General features: G+C 41.6%; 15 protein-coding genes and 1 pseudogene. 9 read left to right on the top strand and 7 right to left on the bottom strand.

Going from position 1 to position 16777, the window contains the following annotated elements; genetic code table 11:
- The first annotated feature begins 34 nt into the window (after positions 1 to 34).
- The 4 genes from MHN79_RS05850 (at position 35) to MHN79_RS05865 (ending at position 2226) form a co-directional block, all read left to right on the top strand.
- A complete protein-coding gene (locus MHN79_RS05850; RefSeq protein WP_239172089.1) occupies positions 35 to 667 on the top strand; it encodes a LysE family translocator in 633 nt (210 codons plus the stop codon).
- 133 nt (positions 668 to 800) lie between these two features.
- Positions 801 to 1139, top strand: coding sequence for a hypothetical protein (locus tag MHN79_RS05855; RefSeq protein ID WP_239172090.1), 339 nt, complete (start codon positions 801 to 803; stop codon positions 1137 to 1139).
- Positions 1129 to 1548, top strand: a complete 420-nt coding sequence (locus tag MHN79_RS05860) for a hypothetical protein (RefSeq protein ID WP_239172091.1) — start codon at positions 1129 to 1131, stop codon at positions 1546 to 1548. The genes MHN79_RS05855 and MHN79_RS05860 overlap by 11 nt, the downstream gene beginning before the upstream one ends.
- Before the next feature lie 348 nt (positions 1549 to 1896).
- Positions 1897 to 2226 (top strand): hypothetical protein, encoded by a 330-nt coding sequence (locus MHN79_RS05865; RefSeq protein ID WP_239172092.1) that lies wholly within the window; start codon positions 1897 to 1899, stop codon positions 2224 to 2226.
- A gap of 460 nt (positions 2227 to 2686) precedes the next feature.
- On the opposite strand, the gene MHN79_RS05870 is transcribed toward MHN79_RS05865, so the two are convergent.
- From MHN79_RS05870 to MHN79_RS05885, 4 genes are all read right to left on the bottom strand, one after another.
- Positions 2687 to 3685, bottom strand: a complete 999-nt coding sequence (locus tag MHN79_RS05870; RefSeq protein ID WP_239172093.1) for a hypothetical protein — start codon at positions 3683 to 3685, stop codon at positions 2687 to 2689.
- Positions 3686 to 4317: 632 nt separating this feature from the next.
- Complete coding sequence (locus tag MHN79_RS05875) at positions 4318 to 4818, bottom strand: outer membrane beta-barrel protein (protein ID WP_152430664.1); 501 nt, start codon at positions 4816 to 4818, stop codon at positions 4318 to 4320.
- 130 nt (positions 4819 to 4948) lie between these two features.
- Positions 4949 to 8878 carry an ATP-dependent RNA helicase HrpA gene (gene hrpA / locus MHN79_RS05880; protein ID WP_239172094.1) on the bottom strand — a complete coding sequence of 1310 codons (3930 nt, stop codon included), beginning with the start codon at positions 8876 to 8878 and terminating at the stop codon, positions 4949 to 4951.
- Between the two features lie 120 nt (positions 8879 to 8998).
- The gene (locus tag MHN79_RS05885) at positions 8999 to 10273 is read right to left on the bottom strand and encodes a MipA/OmpV family protein (RefSeq protein ID WP_239172206.1); all 1275 of its coding nucleotides are present in this window, start codon (positions 10271 to 10273) and stop codon (positions 8999 to 9001) included.
- A gap of 160 nt (positions 10274 to 10433) precedes the next feature.
- Between MHN79_RS05885 and MHN79_RS05890 the strand changes: the two genes are divergently transcribed.
- Genes MHN79_RS05890 through MHN79_RS05900 form a run of 3 tightly spaced genes read left to right on the top strand, consistent with a single transcriptional unit; the run spans position 10434 to position 13255 of the window.
- Positions 10434 to 10802, top strand: coding sequence for a hypothetical protein (locus MHN79_RS05890; protein ID WP_239172207.1), 369 nt, complete (start codon positions 10434 to 10436; stop codon positions 10800 to 10802).
- A complete protein-coding gene (locus tag MHN79_RS05895) occupies positions 10802 to 12745 on the top strand; it encodes an alkaline phosphatase D family protein (protein ID WP_239172095.1) in 1944 nt (647 codons plus the stop codon). The genes MHN79_RS05890 and MHN79_RS05895 overlap by 1 nt, the downstream gene beginning before the upstream one ends.
- Positions 12746 to 12787: 42 nt before the next feature.
- Positions 12788 to 13255, top strand: a complete 468-nt coding sequence (locus tag MHN79_RS05900; RefSeq protein WP_114784569.1) for a TerB family tellurite resistance protein — start codon at positions 12788 to 12790, stop codon at positions 13253 to 13255.
- Between the two features lie 54 nt (positions 13256 to 13309).
- Here the strand turns inward: MHN79_RS05900 and MHN79_RS05905 are convergent, their stop codons facing one another.
- Positions 13310 to 14176: an N-acetylmuramoyl-L-alanine amidase gene (locus MHN79_RS05905; RefSeq protein WP_239172096.1), complete on the bottom strand. Its 867-nt coding sequence runs from the start codon at positions 14174 to 14176 to the stop codon at positions 13310 to 13312.
- Positions 14177 to 14429: 253 nt separating this feature from the next.
- Between MHN79_RS05905 and MHN79_RS05910 the strand changes: the two genes are divergently transcribed.
- Both MHN79_RS05910 and MHN79_RS05915 read left to right on the top strand, forming a co-directional pair.
- Positions 14430 to 15539 carry an FAD-dependent monooxygenase gene (locus MHN79_RS05910; RefSeq protein WP_239172097.1) on the top strand — a complete coding sequence of 370 codons (1110 nt, stop codon included), beginning with the start codon at positions 14430 to 14432 and terminating at the stop codon, positions 15537 to 15539.
- Positions 15540 to 15653: 114 nt separating this feature from the next.
- Positions 15654 to 15992, top strand: a complete 339-nt coding sequence (locus MHN79_RS05915) for a HopJ type III effector protein (protein WP_239172098.1) — start codon at positions 15654 to 15656, stop codon at positions 15990 to 15992.
- A gap of 117 nt (positions 15993 to 16109) precedes the next feature.
- On the opposite strand, the pseudogene MHN79_RS05920 reads toward MHN79_RS05915, so the two are convergent.
- Together MHN79_RS05920 and MHN79_RS05925 are read right to left on the bottom strand one after the other, a co-directional pair.
- Positions 16110 to 16208 (bottom strand): annotated as a pseudogene (locus tag MHN79_RS05920) (NIPSNAP family protein); the annotation flags it as partial.
- Entirely contained in the window at positions 16201 to 16638 is a 438-nt protein-coding gene (locus tag MHN79_RS05925; RefSeq protein ID WP_239172208.1) for an NUDIX pyrophosphatase, read from the bottom strand. The gene MHN79_RS05925 and the pseudogene MHN79_RS05920, both read right to left, overlap by 8 nt.
- Positions 16639 to 16777: the final 139 nt, after the last annotated feature.

Genomic DNA, 16777 nt, shown 5'->3' on the forward strand with positions numbered 1-16777 from the left:
TAAAATCTGGCAAAAAGAAAGGAGCCAGTAAAAAATGATTGATACCACAGTATTACCGCTATTCTTTGTTACCACAATATTCTTGGCAATTTCTCCTGGTCCAGATTTAGTGCTTATATCAACATATTCTTCGACTCGTGGCTTTAAAAATGGACTAATGGTGTCTCTTGGTATTTTCATCGCGGGATTGATTCAAACACTGTTAGTCGCATTTGGCTTAGGAAAACTATTGCAAGCAATACCACTTTTGGTATTAGCAATCAAAATTGTTGGGGCGATTTATCTATCTTGGCTTGGGTTAAATCTATTGCGTAGGTGGCTAAAGAATAACAAAGACGTATCTGCAAGTCAGACGATTCAGTATCTGGGTAACAAGGAGCTAATCTACCTTGGTTTAATTAACAATATTATGAACCCCAAAGCATTACTCTTTTTCAGTATGTTCTTACCTCAATTTACTCATTCTGATAGTCCTTTGACCAATCAGATACTCATCTTGGGAACCATCCTTAGTTTTATTGTTTTATGTATCAATACTATTTTCTCAATGTCTTTTAGTAAGTTGGGTTCTTTGCTAGGCCGTAACTTACGTTTAAACCGTCATATCGATGGTATGTTGGGTGTGGTATTTTTGGTACTTGCTTCCCGTTTAGCTACAAGTAAGTAATGTTTGTACACAAACGGTTTAGGTTTGAGATATTTTGCCTTATCCAAGTGATAACGAGTTAGAGCCAAGCCCTAACTAGAAAATACTTAAAATCAGATGCTCACTGAATACTGTTAAGGGTAATATTAACTTCTTGAAAGGTAACATCTATGTAGAGCTTGTTTTCAGTGGTGCAGTCAATGCCGTAGATTACATCATGCATGATGAAAAAACCTTGGGTGAGGTTGTCGGTCAATATTCTGCTGATGTAGCCAAGGGGGTTGTTGCTGGCGTAGCTGCACAAGGATTTACTCTAGTTATTGGTGGGATATCTGCGTTTGCTTTTGGCGCAACACTACCCGTGGCTGTCGGTTTAAGTGTTTTTGCTGTATCTTCCTTTGTAATTGGCGGGTACGTTTCGGATATTGATGATCATTATGAATACACAAAGCCACTAAAAGATAAAATAAAGGAGCTGATTGATGAAAGTTAGTCGGTTTAAAGCTCTCCTTTTCATGTTGGCTTGTAGCCCAATGGTTTGGATTTCTTGGGAACAATCTATAGAAATCATCCATAACTTCAATCATCTAAGTGACACAATAAAAGTTAGCGGTGCTCTCAATGATGCGTCATCTTTTGCCGGCCTCATGAGCTCCGTTATCGCATTTGTATTCTCAACCATACCTTTAATCACAGGAAAACAGGCGAAATGGATCCCTAAAATAGTATTCATTATTTTAGGCTTTATAACTATTTTATCTTTTATTACTGGTTGGGGTATGAATGTAGCGTTGAAAAAAGAAATTGCGAGTAGAGGCTATATAGAATGCACATCTAAGCGAGAGCTAGCTTTGAAGTTTTCAAGTAGAACTTACGCTTTAGACCCTAAGTTGTGTGACTAATTTATCCTGCAATTTCTTAGCATACCCTACCGTGCTGACACATGCAGGGCCATGTGTCAGCTTCTTGTATCATTGTTTGCAATTCTTAAAGTTTCCGTAACTTTCCTAACTTGAGTGATTAGTCTACGAAAGTTGTGCACAAAAGCTTGTAAGGTGATACGAGTTATTGCTCAAAGTAAAATAGCAGTGTTCGTATAGAAGCACTGCCGTTTTTAAATCAAACACGTCCCTTTTTACCTTCCTGTAATATATTGATTTTTAGTTGAATTGTGATACAAAGATTGCATCATAGCTGGATGACAAACGGCATTTAGTCGTCGAGTAAGCCTTAGGTATCAAGGAGGATAAATGAATCGTCGTGAGAACAAATGTCTCATAGCATCTTCAGGGTGTTGCTTTTTAGCCGCATTAGCTCATTTGGGATGTATTGTATTTGGGGCTGATTGGTATCGACTGTTCGGGGCCGGAGAAGCGATGGCACAAATGGCGGAGCAAGGACTTTGGTACCCTACACTTATCACGCTTACAATAGCAGCAGCTTTGTGTGTCTGGGGTACTTTTGCCTTGGCAGGGGCTGGCGTAATAAGGAAACTTCCATTTACGCGCTCCATTTTAGTTGTGGTTACCAGTGTTTTTCTCCTGAGAGCTTTCTCCTTTTTTGTCTATGTTTCCAGATAATTCTTTAACTTTTTGGTTGGTAAGTTCAGGTATCTGTTTGTTTATAGTCAGTTTGTTTGCAATCGGTACAAAGCAAGAGTGGTCGAGACTAACTATCGCATGTAAACCTGAGCGCTAGCTTCAATAACGTGGTTTAAGGTACTTGTATTTATTATATAAGTTGATAGTTTAGCAAAACCACTGACATGTTTATGTTCAAAATAAAAAGCTTGGCCACAAACAACCAAGCTTATATTTATCCATCGATGTCATAAAAAGTGAGTATTACAACAGTAGATTTGATATAGAAAAGCTCATGGGTAACAAGAATTAAAGCCTGACCCATTACATTTTTCAGGTAAAAGATTCGAAAAAATATACCACTAAGTTTTAAATAATTAAAATCAATCTAATTTCATGGAATAAAAAATCATTTTACTGCATACATATGATTCCATAAGTCTATCAAACATTTTTATAATTATAAGCGACATACAGGGGGCGGCAAAGTAGATTCGTTATCCAAGTTAATATATAGATTATTAGTTCTATATGTTTGTTTGGCATCGATATAGTGCCAACCTAAAGTGTTATCTTCATCATTGTGAGAGATGCTATTTAATACTAATTCATCGCCTTCTGATTGATTTATTACTCCTGCTGCAATGCCATTATATTTACCAAGCAAAAAGTTATGAGTAACATTTACTAAACTACCATTATTGATGGTTGACTTGTCGAGCTTCCCGACTAATAATCCGTTATGACCATTTTTTGCTAAGTCATTTCTTTTAATAGCGCTATCGGTAATTTCTAGCAAACTTAGATCTGTATTGTATACTTTTCCAAATATACCTCCAGTGTCGTTAAAGCTATTATTTTTTATCGTCATATTAAGATCATGGACCTTAATTTCGTTTGCTCCCGCACCATCTATTAGCCAGCCAGAGACTCCACCAACGCTACCAGACTTTGTAGTTGTACTTAAGATGCTATGCTCTACAGTAATATTTTGCAGCATGGCATTATCTGCTCTACCAACTAGTAAACCAGTGGCCCAAGCTCCTACAGCATTTACGATCGACGAATTAGAAATTGTAACGTTTTTAATAAGCCCACCATTTAATAATCCCGCTAAAGCTCCAACGGTCTGTGCTTTCACTCCTTGCGTGGTAATTTGAAAGCTATTAATAGTTAGGTTCTTGACTTCTCCTGAGTCAATTTTAGAAAATAGTCCTATGTTCCCCTTAGTTGCCATAATTGATAGGTTTGATACTGAGTAACCATTACCATTTAAGTTTCCTGAAAATATTTTAGGATTGCTATGAAGTAATCCAGCACAATCAATATTTTGAACCAGTTCATAATCCAAGTTAGTTTTATTCTCAAGGTTGAGTAGTTTCTCGCAACTATCGATCTGAATGGGTGAAGCTGTAGCTCCCAGAGAGAAAAAGCTGAGTAGAAGAGTTCTTTTTATCATTAAGTATTCCTTTATAATCTTTGGTTTATATAATGAGAAAAAATAATAAGTGAAATATATCTATATGTGAAATATAGTTTCAATAAATTGCAATTTATGTGATCGATGTTGCATATGACATTTATAGTCTAACGGTCGAAATTAGGCGTTTATATCAGAGATGTTTCGACATTGGTGAGAGAAGTCATTTGTATAACCAAACATGCATAGCTATGTAATGTATTTATAGCAACTCTAATACAATTTGTGTCGGAGGGAACTACTACACGACTTTTATTATCCAATCTTCATACTAGTATTTCTAAATTATACTAACTATCCTCCAACCTCCGTAACAGGTAAAATTAGCACTATAGATTGATACTATTTGAGCACAATAATGAAAGATAAACTGAAGCAAGACCTGACCCCATTATATTTGTAATGAGAGAAACGCTAGAACCTCGTGAAAATAGTTAATGTCTCATTTATGTTCGAATACGAGTAGGTTTCATCCTAAGATAGTACTTAGCTATCTTATAAATTTCAGATACACTTACAATAAGATGATATGAATTATTGTACAAAATAAAAAAGCTTGGCTATAAACAGCCAAGCTTTTATTTATGCGTCGATGTTACGAAAAGTGAATATTACAAGAAGTGGATAGTCGCATTCAAAGAGAAATTAGTAATATCGTCTTCTTTCATGCCAAATACATTGTAACTTGCACCAAAAGAAATCGGTACAGGTCCGGGGGCAAAGTACTCAGCACCCACACCATAGGTCACATCGACTTCATCTTCATCAAAGCCACCATCGGCTTTCAGGTTGTATGAATGCACACCCGCCTTTCCATACACATGGAGAGGACCGAAATCAATGCTTGGCTTTACAGCAAAATAAATGGCGCTACCTGTTAGGTTAGTTTTAATGCCATTGTAGTCAACACGATCGAACTTACCGAGATCTTGATAACCCGCTTCAAGGCCGATAAAAGGCAAGAGGCCCGTTCCGACATGAACGTTATAAGAAGTCGTCGACTCTCCGTTTAAGTCTGTTTGTCCAACGCTAGCCCCGCCGTAAATCAACGAGTCTGCCGATACCGCTGCTGAAGCACTTAGCAATGCCAGTGCTAATAGTGATTTTTTCATAGTTAGCCTTCTCTATTATCCTTGACAGAAACTGCTACGGCAATCCTCTGCCTTCCCAGTCAAAAACTTTACTCTGTATTACAATTAAGCAATTTGCATACCTAAAACGACTAGTGAGCACTTATTCTCGCTAGCACTCACTGATCGCATTCTTGACTCTTTTATCCGATACCGGATATGGCGTCCCTAACTGCTGAGCAAAATAGCTCACGCGAAGCTCTTCAATCATCCAGCGAATTTGCTTCACCTTTTCAGGCACCATTACCCCTTTAGGAACCTTATTTAATAGTTCCTTGTATTCATCTGCAACAGACTCAATCTTAAGCATATGTAAGCGATCTTTGTTTGGATCGATTGGCAATTTCTCCATACGCTTCTCGATCGCCTGCATGTAGCGAAGAATATCGGGTAACCGCTTCCAACCGCATTCTGTCGCAAAGCCTTTGAATATAAGCCCTTCTATTTGCGCTTTTATATCAGATAAGGCGAATGCCATGGAGAAATCAATTTTCCCTTTCAACTTTTTGTTAATATTGAAGGCAGTCGTCAAAATTACTTCCACTTGTTTAGCAATCTCAACAACGGTATCCCCAAGTTCAGCGCGTACATGCTCTTTAAGTTTCTCAAACGCCTCAGACTGCCAAACCAGACCACCTTGCTCTTCAATTAACTTATCAACACCACAAGCGATACAATCATCAATCAAGTCCAAGACTTTTCCATAAGGATTGAAATAAAGTCCCAGCTTGGATTTGTTCGGCAAGTTGCTGTGCAGATATTTAATCGGTGACGGTACGTTGAGTAAAACAAGTTTACGCTGCCCAGCTTGCATCGCTAAGTGTTGCTCATCAGCGGTTTCAAACAACTTAATTTCAACGCTGTCTTTTGCATCAACAATCGCAGGAAAGGCTTTAACGTCATAACCACCACGCTTTTGCTGGTAGACTTTAGGCAGTTCTCCAAAGCTCCAAGTCTTTAGATCTCTTTGCTCAATATCATCATCAGCCACTTTTGATAGTGTCTCCTGAACTTTGTCTTTCAGGCTCTCTTTCAAAAGGTAAAGATCGCGATTTTCTTTGAGCTTACGGTTTCTGTGGTCAACGGCCCGAAATGTGACTTTAAGATGATCGGGAACCTGTTCAAGGTTCCAGTCTTCACGCAGCACTTCAACACCTGTCATGCGGCGTAACTCTTTTTCTAGCGAGTCCAAAAGCGGGCTTTCCATCGCAGTGGCTCGGGCGAGAAACGCATCTGCGTAGTTTGGCGCTGGAACAAAGTTCTTACGTAAGGTTTTTGGTAGCGCCTTTATTAGGCTGACCACCAATTCATGTCTTAAGCCCGGAATTTGCCAATCAAAACCAGCAGGTTCAACTTGGTTAAGAACAGGCAGAGGCAGATGAACCGTGACACCATCATTATCCTCGCCCGGTTCAAATTGATAGCTGAGCTTAAGTTTTAACCCATTCTGATACCAAAAATTAGGGTAATCCAATTCCGTTACATGGCTGGCATCTCCCTTGAGCAACATCTCTTTTTCAAAATTCAGCAGCTCACTGTTGGTCTGCGACGCCTTCTTCCACCAAGAATCAAAGTGCTTTCCAGAAACGACCTCGGTTCCGATACGCTGATCATAAAAATCAAACAACTCATCATCATCAACCAATATATCGCGCCGACGAGATTTATGCTCCAGCTGCTCCACTTCCTGCAATAATTTGCGATTAGTCTTAAAGAAAGCGTGTTTGGTTTCCCATTCGCCTTCAACCAAGGCGCTGCGGATAAACAGCTCTCGGCTAACGCTTGGGTCAATGCTGCCGTAATTGACTAACCGCTTGGGCACAATTGGCACGCCGTAAAGCATGACTTTTTCATGTGCCATGATCGCAGCTCGTTTCTTCGACCAATGAGGCTCGCTGTAACTTCTTTTAATTAAGTGTTTAGCCAGTGGCTCAATCCATTCTGGTTGCACTTTAGCAATGATACGGCCCCATAGTTTGGAGGTTTCGACCAATTCCGCCGACACTATCCATTTAGGCTGTTTTTTAAATAACCCCGAAGCAGGAAAGATATGAAAACGCGCATTACGTGCACCTTGATATTCGTTCTTCTCCTGATCTTTGACACCAATATGGGATAAAAGCCCGACAAGAATCGCACTGTGAACACTTTGATAACTGCTCGGCTCATCATTGAGCTTGTATTCCATCTCTCGCATTGATTGATGGATTTGAAAGTAAACATCCTGCCATTCTCTAACTCTGAGATAGTTCAGGTAATCTTGCTTGCACTGCTTGCGAAACTGATTTCCCGACAGCGATTTCTGCTGCTTTTGCACGTAATCCCAAACATTGACAAAGGTTAGAAAGTCAGACTCTTCGTGGAAGAAGCGTTTGTGTTTATCATCCGACGATTGCTGTTTATCGCTTGGTCTTTCTCTTGGGTCCTGAATGGATAGCGCCGCCGCAATAATCATCACTTCTTTCAGGGCACCATATTTTGGCGCTTCCAATACCATCCGCGCCAAGCGAGGATCAATGGGTATCCGTGCAAGTTGCTTACCTATTGGGGTGAGACGTTTTTTGGCGTCCTTAGCACTTTCATTAATAGCGCCAAGCTCTTCTAACAAACGCACACCGTCTTGGATATTGCGTTTATCTGGAGCCTCAACAAACGGAAAAGCTTGAATGTCGCCAAGACCCAGTGCCGTCATCTGCAAAATAACCGACGCTAGGTTGGTTCGCAGTATTTCAGGATCTGTAAACTCAGGGCGAGATTCAAAGTCTTGTTCAGAGTAAAGGCGGATACATATCCCCTCTTCAACACGGCCACAACGACCTTTACGCTGATTAGCACTCGCCTGAGAGATAGGCTCGATGGGAAGTCTTTGAACTTTGGTTCGATAGCTATAACGACTGATTCGAGCCGTTCCGGGATCAATAACATATTTGATACCAGGAACTGTTAAAGAGGTTTCGGCCACGTTGGTGGCTAGTACAATTCGACGCCCTGCATGAGGCTGAAAAATCTTATTCTGTTCACCTGCTGAAAGGCGAGCATATAGAGGAACAATTTCCGTACTCTTTAAATTCCGTTTACTCAAAGCATCGGCTGTATCACGGATCTCACGTTCCCCATTCATGAAGATAAGAATATCGCCTAACCCTTCATCGCATAACTCATCTACCGCCTCGAAGATGCCTTCTAACTGGTCACGATCAACATCATCGTCTCCACTCAATGGACGGTATCGAGTTTCAACAGGATAAGTTCGGCCCGACACTTCAATAATCGGTGCATCGTCGAAATGTTTTGAAAAGCGCTGTGGATCAATCGTTGCCGATGTGATGATGACTTTTAAGTCAGGGCGACGAGGCAAGAGCTCTTTGAGATAACCCAGAATAAAATCGATATTGAGGCTTCGTTCGTGCGCTTCGTCAATAATGATAGTGTCATACTGATTTAAAAAGCGGTCGTGCTGAATTTCAGCAAGCAAAATACCGTCTGTCATCAGTTTGATCTGAGTTTGGTCTGAGATTTGATCGTTAAATCGAACTTTATAGCCGACAAAATCCCCCAACTTGGTGCCCATTTCCTCAGCAATTCTGCTTGCCACAGACCTTGCTGCCAGACGTCTAGGTTGGGTGTGACCAATCAAGCCATATTGACCTCGCCCAAGTTCAGCGCAAATCTTAGGCAACTGAGTGGTTTTACCTGAGCCGGTTTCCCCAGCAACAATCACCACTTGATTGTCTTGTATTGCCTGAGCAATGTCGTCCCGTTTCTGGCTAACCGGTAATATCTCTGGATAGTCGATGTTGGGCTTGAAGCTCGCTCTTTGCTCTGCTTCCATTATTGACTTGGCAATATCCAATGCAATTTCATCAAACACAGCATGACGTGACTGCTCTTTTTTTATTTTACTCGCACCAGAGATACGCTTACTAAGGCGAAACCTATCTCTTAGCATGCATTGATTCAAAGCGCTGCGCAAAGAAGATGGTGTATTGGCTTGTGCTGTGTGCTCTTCGGTAGGGCGTGTTTTGGGCTGTGACGATGTCAAAGCGTTACCTATTCTTTTTACTCCATAAACTGTGCGTATTGTATCACAATGAACAATAAAAATACTTCAAACCTGCGGGATTAACGAGAGAATAACAGTGTCTTACCTACTAGTTTAGGATCAGAACTCAAATTGAAAATAAATCGTGTTGTAGTTACTGCCACCCTTGATTCGACCATACTGGGACGCTTGCTCAAATATTGCGCTCCTGTGATGAAGTGAATACCCAAACCACACTTTGTTGAGCTCAGAATAACCGACCAGATCTCCTAGATTCACATCAAGTGATAAATCCAAGTAATTGAGTAAATTACTGGCGTTATACCCTTTTTCATCCATTTCTGTCTGCTCTATGTAGGTAATGCTATCAATAAAAGACATACCTTCAGCAAAGCCCAGCCGCCATTTAAAAGGCCATTCAATCGTGTAATAAAATTTAATCGCCGCGATATATTCTGTACTGGCAGATTGCACTTCGGAAGACCAATGATGAGCGATACCCGGGGTGAAATACACATCTATCGGCACGCCAAACAATTGGTCTGTCAGCGGGTGACCATAAAACAAAGAACTCATTTGGTTGTTATATTGATCAGATTGAGTGTCTAACGCGAGTATTTCACCTATGTTAGACGGCGTGGCCCAGCCATGAGCCAAGCGTATGTACCTTGAGTCAGTCAATGTTTTTTTCGAATCACTGGTCTTGTTATTGAAGATGCCAAAGCCAACAAACACCTCACCCTGATATCTGTCGTCAACCGTTGAAGAGTCGTAAGCGTTGCTATCAAGACGACGGACACTGGTTGAACCTAGTAAATAGAGGTTTGAGTACAAGTGATAACGGGCATCAACCCCTAATCTAAAATCAACACCGGCGCCAAGTTTTTCGTCGTCAGAGGCCGAAAATGTATAATACTGAGTATTAAAGTCAGCATCTTTATACCTGATCTCGGCAAAGGGATTCACCTGCCAATCTTGGTACTCATACTCGCCTTTAAGGGCAAAATTGGCGTGAAACCGAAACTCATCGTCTGTCATTAGTTCTGTGTTGACTCGCCACGTATCGTTAAAGGCATACCCCAACTGAGCACCAAAATCGACCGCATCTCCGCCGTTGGCATTTTGGGCAGAAGCGGGAATATCAACAAACCTTAAGCGCATCAGCGCGTTAAACTCTAGAGCCTCATCTTCTGATTGCCACAGATAAACACCACCTTGTAATCCATCAATAAACACCTGCTGATTATCAAAATACATCATGGGAACAAAGGAGCCGACAGCTTGATTATTATCAGGCGTCACAAAAGGAATCGATGCCGAGCGATAAACCGCAGCAATGCCCCAAGTTTGATCTTGTGCGTAAGAAAAGCTGGTAGGAGTTGTTATTAGCATCATCAGCGCTGAATATGTCTGTATGCTGTTCATTTTTATGCCTTAAAATTACAGAGCAGACGAAATTGTACAAAGCTGATAAAACTAAATGCGTTTTTACTTATCGCTTAATGCAATTCACCATTACTATAAGAGTATACCTTTACCCAAAATTGAAAAAATCGTGAAAGCTTCAGACTTAAAGAAAATTATCGACTCACTCGATGAGACTCAAGACCCAGAGCTGGTAACTGGCGATGTATGGCTGCCAGAGCGTTTGGTTAGTACTCAGCTCGACCAAGAAATGTTGTTCCTTGAATTCGACAATGCGCCAGAAGAAATGCAAGGCGATGAGGAAGGACGCGGCTTTGTTGAGCATGAGATTGATATGATTCGTAAAAGATTTGAACACATTATCGATGAAAGTTCCGATACAAAAACTAAAGCAGATGCTATGCTGGCCCTATTTCTTATGGGCCATGAAATGTCGAGCTCTGAAATCATAGAGATCTTAGAAGACCCAGAAGTACCTAAGGACCCAACAGATATTTAATGAAGACAGAACATGAACTCCCTTTTCTATTGGCTGGCCCAATCTTAAGAAAGTCCTCCGCCAAGGATTTGGTTTTTTGGCTTGTGACTAGCGAACCACTGCAAGGACAGTTTTCTCTCAATCATGAACCCGATCGTGGTGTTATTTTCGAACAGTCGATTGAACAATGTAATCAAGTTAAGGTTGGGGAGCATTGCTATGTCACTCTGGCTCATTTCGAGCACCACTTTCCAACCAATGTAGCGCTAAGTTACGAATTCCATACTCAAAACGGCCCACTGAGTCAGTTATACCCGCATTTATTGCATGATAATGAGCAGGCACTGACTTTTAAGATTTCCACTAAAGCGGATTACGTTTTACACGGCTCGTGTCGTAACCCGGATCATCCTAGTAAAGATGCTCTAGTGGCTATGGATACTAAGCTCGCATCGCAACCTTTGGGCGAGAGAGCCGATATGCTGATGATGAGTGGCGATCAAATATATGCAGACCACGTATCAGGCCCTTTACTTGACGCCATACTTCAGACTATCGAGTTATTAGGATTACCCGACGAAACCTTCCCTGACGGACCACTTAGCTCCGCCAAAGATTTATATTTGCACCCAGATAGCTTTTATGGGCGAGATAGCATACTTCCTCATCACTTTGGCGAAGAGACTTGGATCCGCAAATTCTTACCTAAACGGCATATTCCCATATTCAGTGCGCGTGAAAGTGAAAACCACCTCATCACTTTTGCTGAATACTTTGCCATGTATTTGCTAGTCTGGTCCCCTACTCTGTGGCCATGCATCAATCGAGATCGCCTCAGCGACCAAGCCTTTACTCCCAATGGCAAAACGATTTCTGAACATTATCAGCAGAAATGGCAAGGCGAATACGAGAGACTGGGGAGTTTTATTGAAGGGCTGGCTAAAGTCCAACGGCTTTTTGCTCATATTCCCACCTATATGATTTTCGATGATCATGATGTAACCGATGACTGGAATCTCACCATAGGATGGGAGCAAGCGGCCTACACTAACCCGTTTTCGCATCAGATCATTGGTAATGCCCTGATTGCTTATTGGTTATGTCAAGGTTGGGGGAATGAGCCTGATAACTTCAATCAGGAATTTTTATCTCTTGCTCTCGGCTATTTCAAACAGCCGACTGAGCAACACCATAGAGATCTTATCCGCTACTTATACAGTTTTGAGCGCTGGCACTACACAATTGATACCTCACCCAAAGTGGTAGTACTTGATACTCGTACTCGTCGCTGGCGTTCAGAGTCTAAGATGAACAAGCCCTCTGGCTTAATGGACTGGGAAGCCCTTATCGAGTTTCAACAAGAGTTGATGTACCAAGATAAAGTCATTGTGGTCTCTGCCGCCCCTATTTTTGGCGTTAAATTCATAGAAGCTTTACAAAAAAGCATGACCATGATGGGCCAGCCCTTGGTGATTGATGCAGAAAACTGGATGGCGCACAGAGGCAGTGCCAATACCCTGCTGAGTATTTTTACTCACACCAAAACACCGAGCAATTTCGTTATCCTCTCCGGTGATGTGCATTACTCTTTCGCTTATGATGTTAAGCTTCGTTTTCGTCGCTCCAGCCCCAACATTTATCAAATTACTTCGAGTGGTTTCAAGAACCAGTTTCCAGAGCCCTTACTCGGATGTTGTGATCATATAGATAGAGTACTCTACTCACCTAGCTCACCGCTGAACTTCTTTACCAAGCGCAAGCGGCTCAAAGTTAAAAAACGCCAACCAAATATTGGTGGGTCTCGATATCTAGTCAATGCCAGTGCGGTTGGGGAGTTAAAGCTTGATGAACATGGTAAGCCTAAACGTATCTCAATACTGACTGGAGAAGGCAATGAAATCGACTTTCCACCGCTTGATGAAAAGTCATCTTTTTGTCAAAGCACTTGTGCTCATCGAGAATAATCACTATCTATAGAAATAACACAGAATGTCGAGGCAGATAACATGTTGAATTCCATATCGGCGCTTTTTAAGCAGTTAGTCGAGGGAAATGACCTCAGCAAACATGACAGCGCGGACCCAAATCTAGCAATGGCATGTTTGCTGTGTGAAGTTGCCAATGCTGACCATAAAACGGATGAGGCGGAAACTCAGGCGAAAAATACCTTGCTTGCTCGTTTGCTAGATACAAGTAGTGAAGAGGCCGCTGAGCTTATCGCGCGTGCGCAAGCTAAAAGCCGTCAATCCGCATCGCTCTACGAATTTACCTCTCAGCTGAGGGAATTAAGCCAAGCAGCACGTTTTGATCTGATTAAATCGATGTGGGAAGTCGCCAATGCCGATGGTGAAATAGACCCGCTAGAAGACGCCGTCATTCGCAAAACTGCTGAGCTTATTTATGTCGACCACAGCGAATTTATTCGTGCAAAACTGCAAGTCCTAGAAAACCAAAAACCCTCACCCAAAAACTAACAAAACTCAATGAACCCCAAATGCTGGCTTTGGGGTTCAATAGACAAGTCAAAATCAGTAAGCACTTTCTGGCTCAAGCAACATAAAACCATCCATCTCTGAACTGATTTCAAGGTAGTGTTCCTGATCATATTTATTGAGGAGCGCAAGAATCGCCGCCATGCTTTCGGGAGTCACTTCACCACTGATTAACCAAGGTGTAAAGTGCGTTTGAAATGCTTTAATCACATCGGTTTTATTGGCATCCGTTACTTGGGGATATCCGTAATACTCGATAGCTCTATAGAAACTATCAGGATTGACAGGTTGGGATACAAGCTTGCTGTATTCTCTCAAGTAATCATCACTGTTATACCATGCCCCATAACCTTTGCTGTACACATACTGCCAAGGAAACTTAGGTCCAGGATCGCTTTTTCTCGTTGGCGCAATATCTTGATGAGCGACAAGGTTGACAGGCTGAATATCAGGATAAGTCTGATAAATCTTATCCAGCACCTTAATCAGATTTTCTATCAGTTTTGGTGGGTAATCAGGATACAAGCACGTCATTGTCTGAGTCGGGGTTCCTGTATTTTCCAAACGATGACAATCCACCTCGTAGACTAATTCAATGCCGACTGACGTGTCATTAAGACCACTTCTTCCGCGCCAAAAACTTTTCCCTGCGTGCCATGCGCGCTGGTTAAGTTCAGCAAGCTGGTAGATGCTTTCTTCCGTGACCACAAAGTGGGCACTGACATTGGCTTCAGGGCTATTAAAAAGCTTGAGAGTTTTTTCTTCTGTCTCTTGGGTGTAATGGATAACAATAGACTGAACCCTATCATTTTTATTAGGTGTCTCCAAACTAACAAATGATGAGCAAGCAGACACACTCATCAGTCCCGTTAGGCAAGCAGTTCTCGTTATTAGTTTACGCATTGATTTTTTTGCCATCATTTCTTTTTACTCATCGGGCTAGGTTCATTCACCCATCTATGAATTACAACCTTTACTTATAGTCGATTCGCCTATCAAACTCTCTAAAAAGTATAAATATCATTAAACAAATCAACACACATTCTCTTAAAGATTAACTTTGCATCAAATAACAGCAAAATACGACTTTTCACTACCCGTTGATTACCCTTCCTGTTACCGTAAAACCAATATTAGTCACTTTTGGTAGTATGAAATGGATAAAAAGTCTCTGAATGTAGCCATCGTGGGAGCGGGTCTCAATGGACTTGCCTTGGCCCTATCTCTGCGTATGTTTGGTATTGAGGCAAGTGTTTATGAAAAGTCTGATAAACCGCGCATTGATGGGACTGGTATCATCATGTGGCCGGAAGGTATGCAAGTGCTAGCTGCACTAACCGACGCCGCCAAAGTAAAGCGCATTGGTAATACGGTCGATCTTCTCACTACCGCGACGTTTAATGCTGAAGTACTAAACCAGCTTTCAATGCAACAAGTCAACGGCAAAGTAAATGCAGATGTTGGTCTATTCCACCGCCGCGACCTTTATCAGCTTTTACTCGACACCTATGGCGAAGAGAACATAATCACAGGGCAACATTGTACCGTTGAAGATGACACCATACTTATTAACGGTGAACCATTGGAGGCTGACGTTATTGTCGGTGTCGATGGGGTATTTTCTCAGGTAAGAAAATTTGTTGCTCCTGAAGTCACTCTCCGCCAACCCAGCGTGTATTGTTGCCGAGGCATGGTTGATTACCACAGCCCTTCGCTAAGCGATGAGGAATGTTATGTATTTGCTGGAATGCAATCACGCATTGTGACCTACACCTATAACCGTGAAACACAAGGCAAGTACTGGTTTGCAGCCTGCAAGATGGAGTCTGATGAAACATTAGACAAGCAAAAAATACTCGACCAATTTGCTCACTACTCACCTTATCTTCTAGAGATGATTGCCCAAACACCTGACGAGCAAATTATCCCCTCACCTCTGGTCGATATTGCCCCATTTGTTCAATGGTCACGCGAGAATGCCGTACTGCTCGGCGACGCGTGCTGCGCCGTTTTGCCCACCATGGGCATTGGCTTTAGTCTTGGTATCGAGAACGCTTTTATTCTTGCCCAAAGCTTAGCATCAAACTTTTTTGATATTCCGAGAGCATTCGAGCGTTACCAGCATAGAGCGCAGCAACGCTCCCATGATTTGCAAAATATTACTCACCGCCTCAGTGAGCTAACCTATACAGAGGCATTTGATCCAGAAGAAGTTGCAAAGCTTTACAGCCGCTTTACCCATGTCAACAGTCAGTCACCGTTTTAAATAACTAAAGCACACTCATACGCCCCCAAACGGTTCTTTCACCGTTTGGGGGCTAACTTTCTTTTTGCCTAGTGATATAGTAGTTAGTCTATTCAACTGTAAGGAAAGCGATAAATGGATAAGTTTCTAAAACGACTGGCCAGCACACCTAATGAGGTTATGTTTGAACAGTCAATACAGGTGATCGACGAACATTTTGACTTTCACCCAGTCAGCTTTGTAAACGGAGAAACTCAAAATCAAGCAGGGCAAAACAATGGCTCTTGTAAGATCTTTGCCTTCGCACAACTGCAAGGCTTAGATGAATCATCAACCTTGGCTTGTTTCGGCCAGTTCTATCGTGACGATGTGTTAAATAATCCAAATGGTGAGGATCACGCTAACATCCGCAATTTTATCCAACACGGCTGTGCCGGTATTCACTTTGATGGTGTTGCATTAACCAAAAAGTGAGTCATCTAAGACAAAGATACTAGTGACTATCTTACAATATTGTCACACGCGAATAATATAAACAAATACTAATAAGAACGCCCACTTCTTGGGCGTTTAATTATTTTATCCCATTACCTAACCGAATACGGGTCTGAAAAAACTGCGCTCATAGCTAATAATACAATCGACTTTGTCTGCAAGCTCCAAAGCTTTAATACATTAAGGATCAGTTAGATAACTTAAGTCGTTCGCATAGCTCCCACAAAGCTATTCTATTTGAATCATACTTAAGAAGCCTACTTGCATCAGATGCGTTACACCAGCGAAATTCAGTGTGCTCCGCAGATAATTGTGGCTCACCAAAAACCTGCACAGAGAATGAGTACTCTGGTATCACATAGGGGTGCTCCTTCCATTTCTCATGACCAGAATAAAAAATTCTAGGTAACATACACATAGAGTCTAGTTGAGCCCAATCATAACCAATTAACGACGTCTCTTCATATAGCTCTCTTTTTGCAGTATCCAGCACAGATTCTTTATCTTCTCCACCACCAGAAATTGCCTGCCATTCACCGTTATCCCTTCGACAAGCTATCAAAAAAATGGGTTCTTTTATTTCTAATTTATATGGAAAAACCAGTACCTGAAATGGTGCCCTCATCATGTTGAGTCCTATATTTTCATAAATCAATGGATACTATAACTATTAGAAAAGGAAGTAATATAACGAGCTCATCAGCTCTTAAAAATAGTGAAATTCTGGAAGCTAAATAGGAAAGTTACCAGAATAAAGTGCCTAC

The organism is Vibrio sp. Of14-4, assembly GCF_022347625.1.
GTDB lineage: Bacteria > Pseudomonadota > Gammaproteobacteria > Enterobacterales > Vibrionaceae > Vibrio > Vibrio pristinus.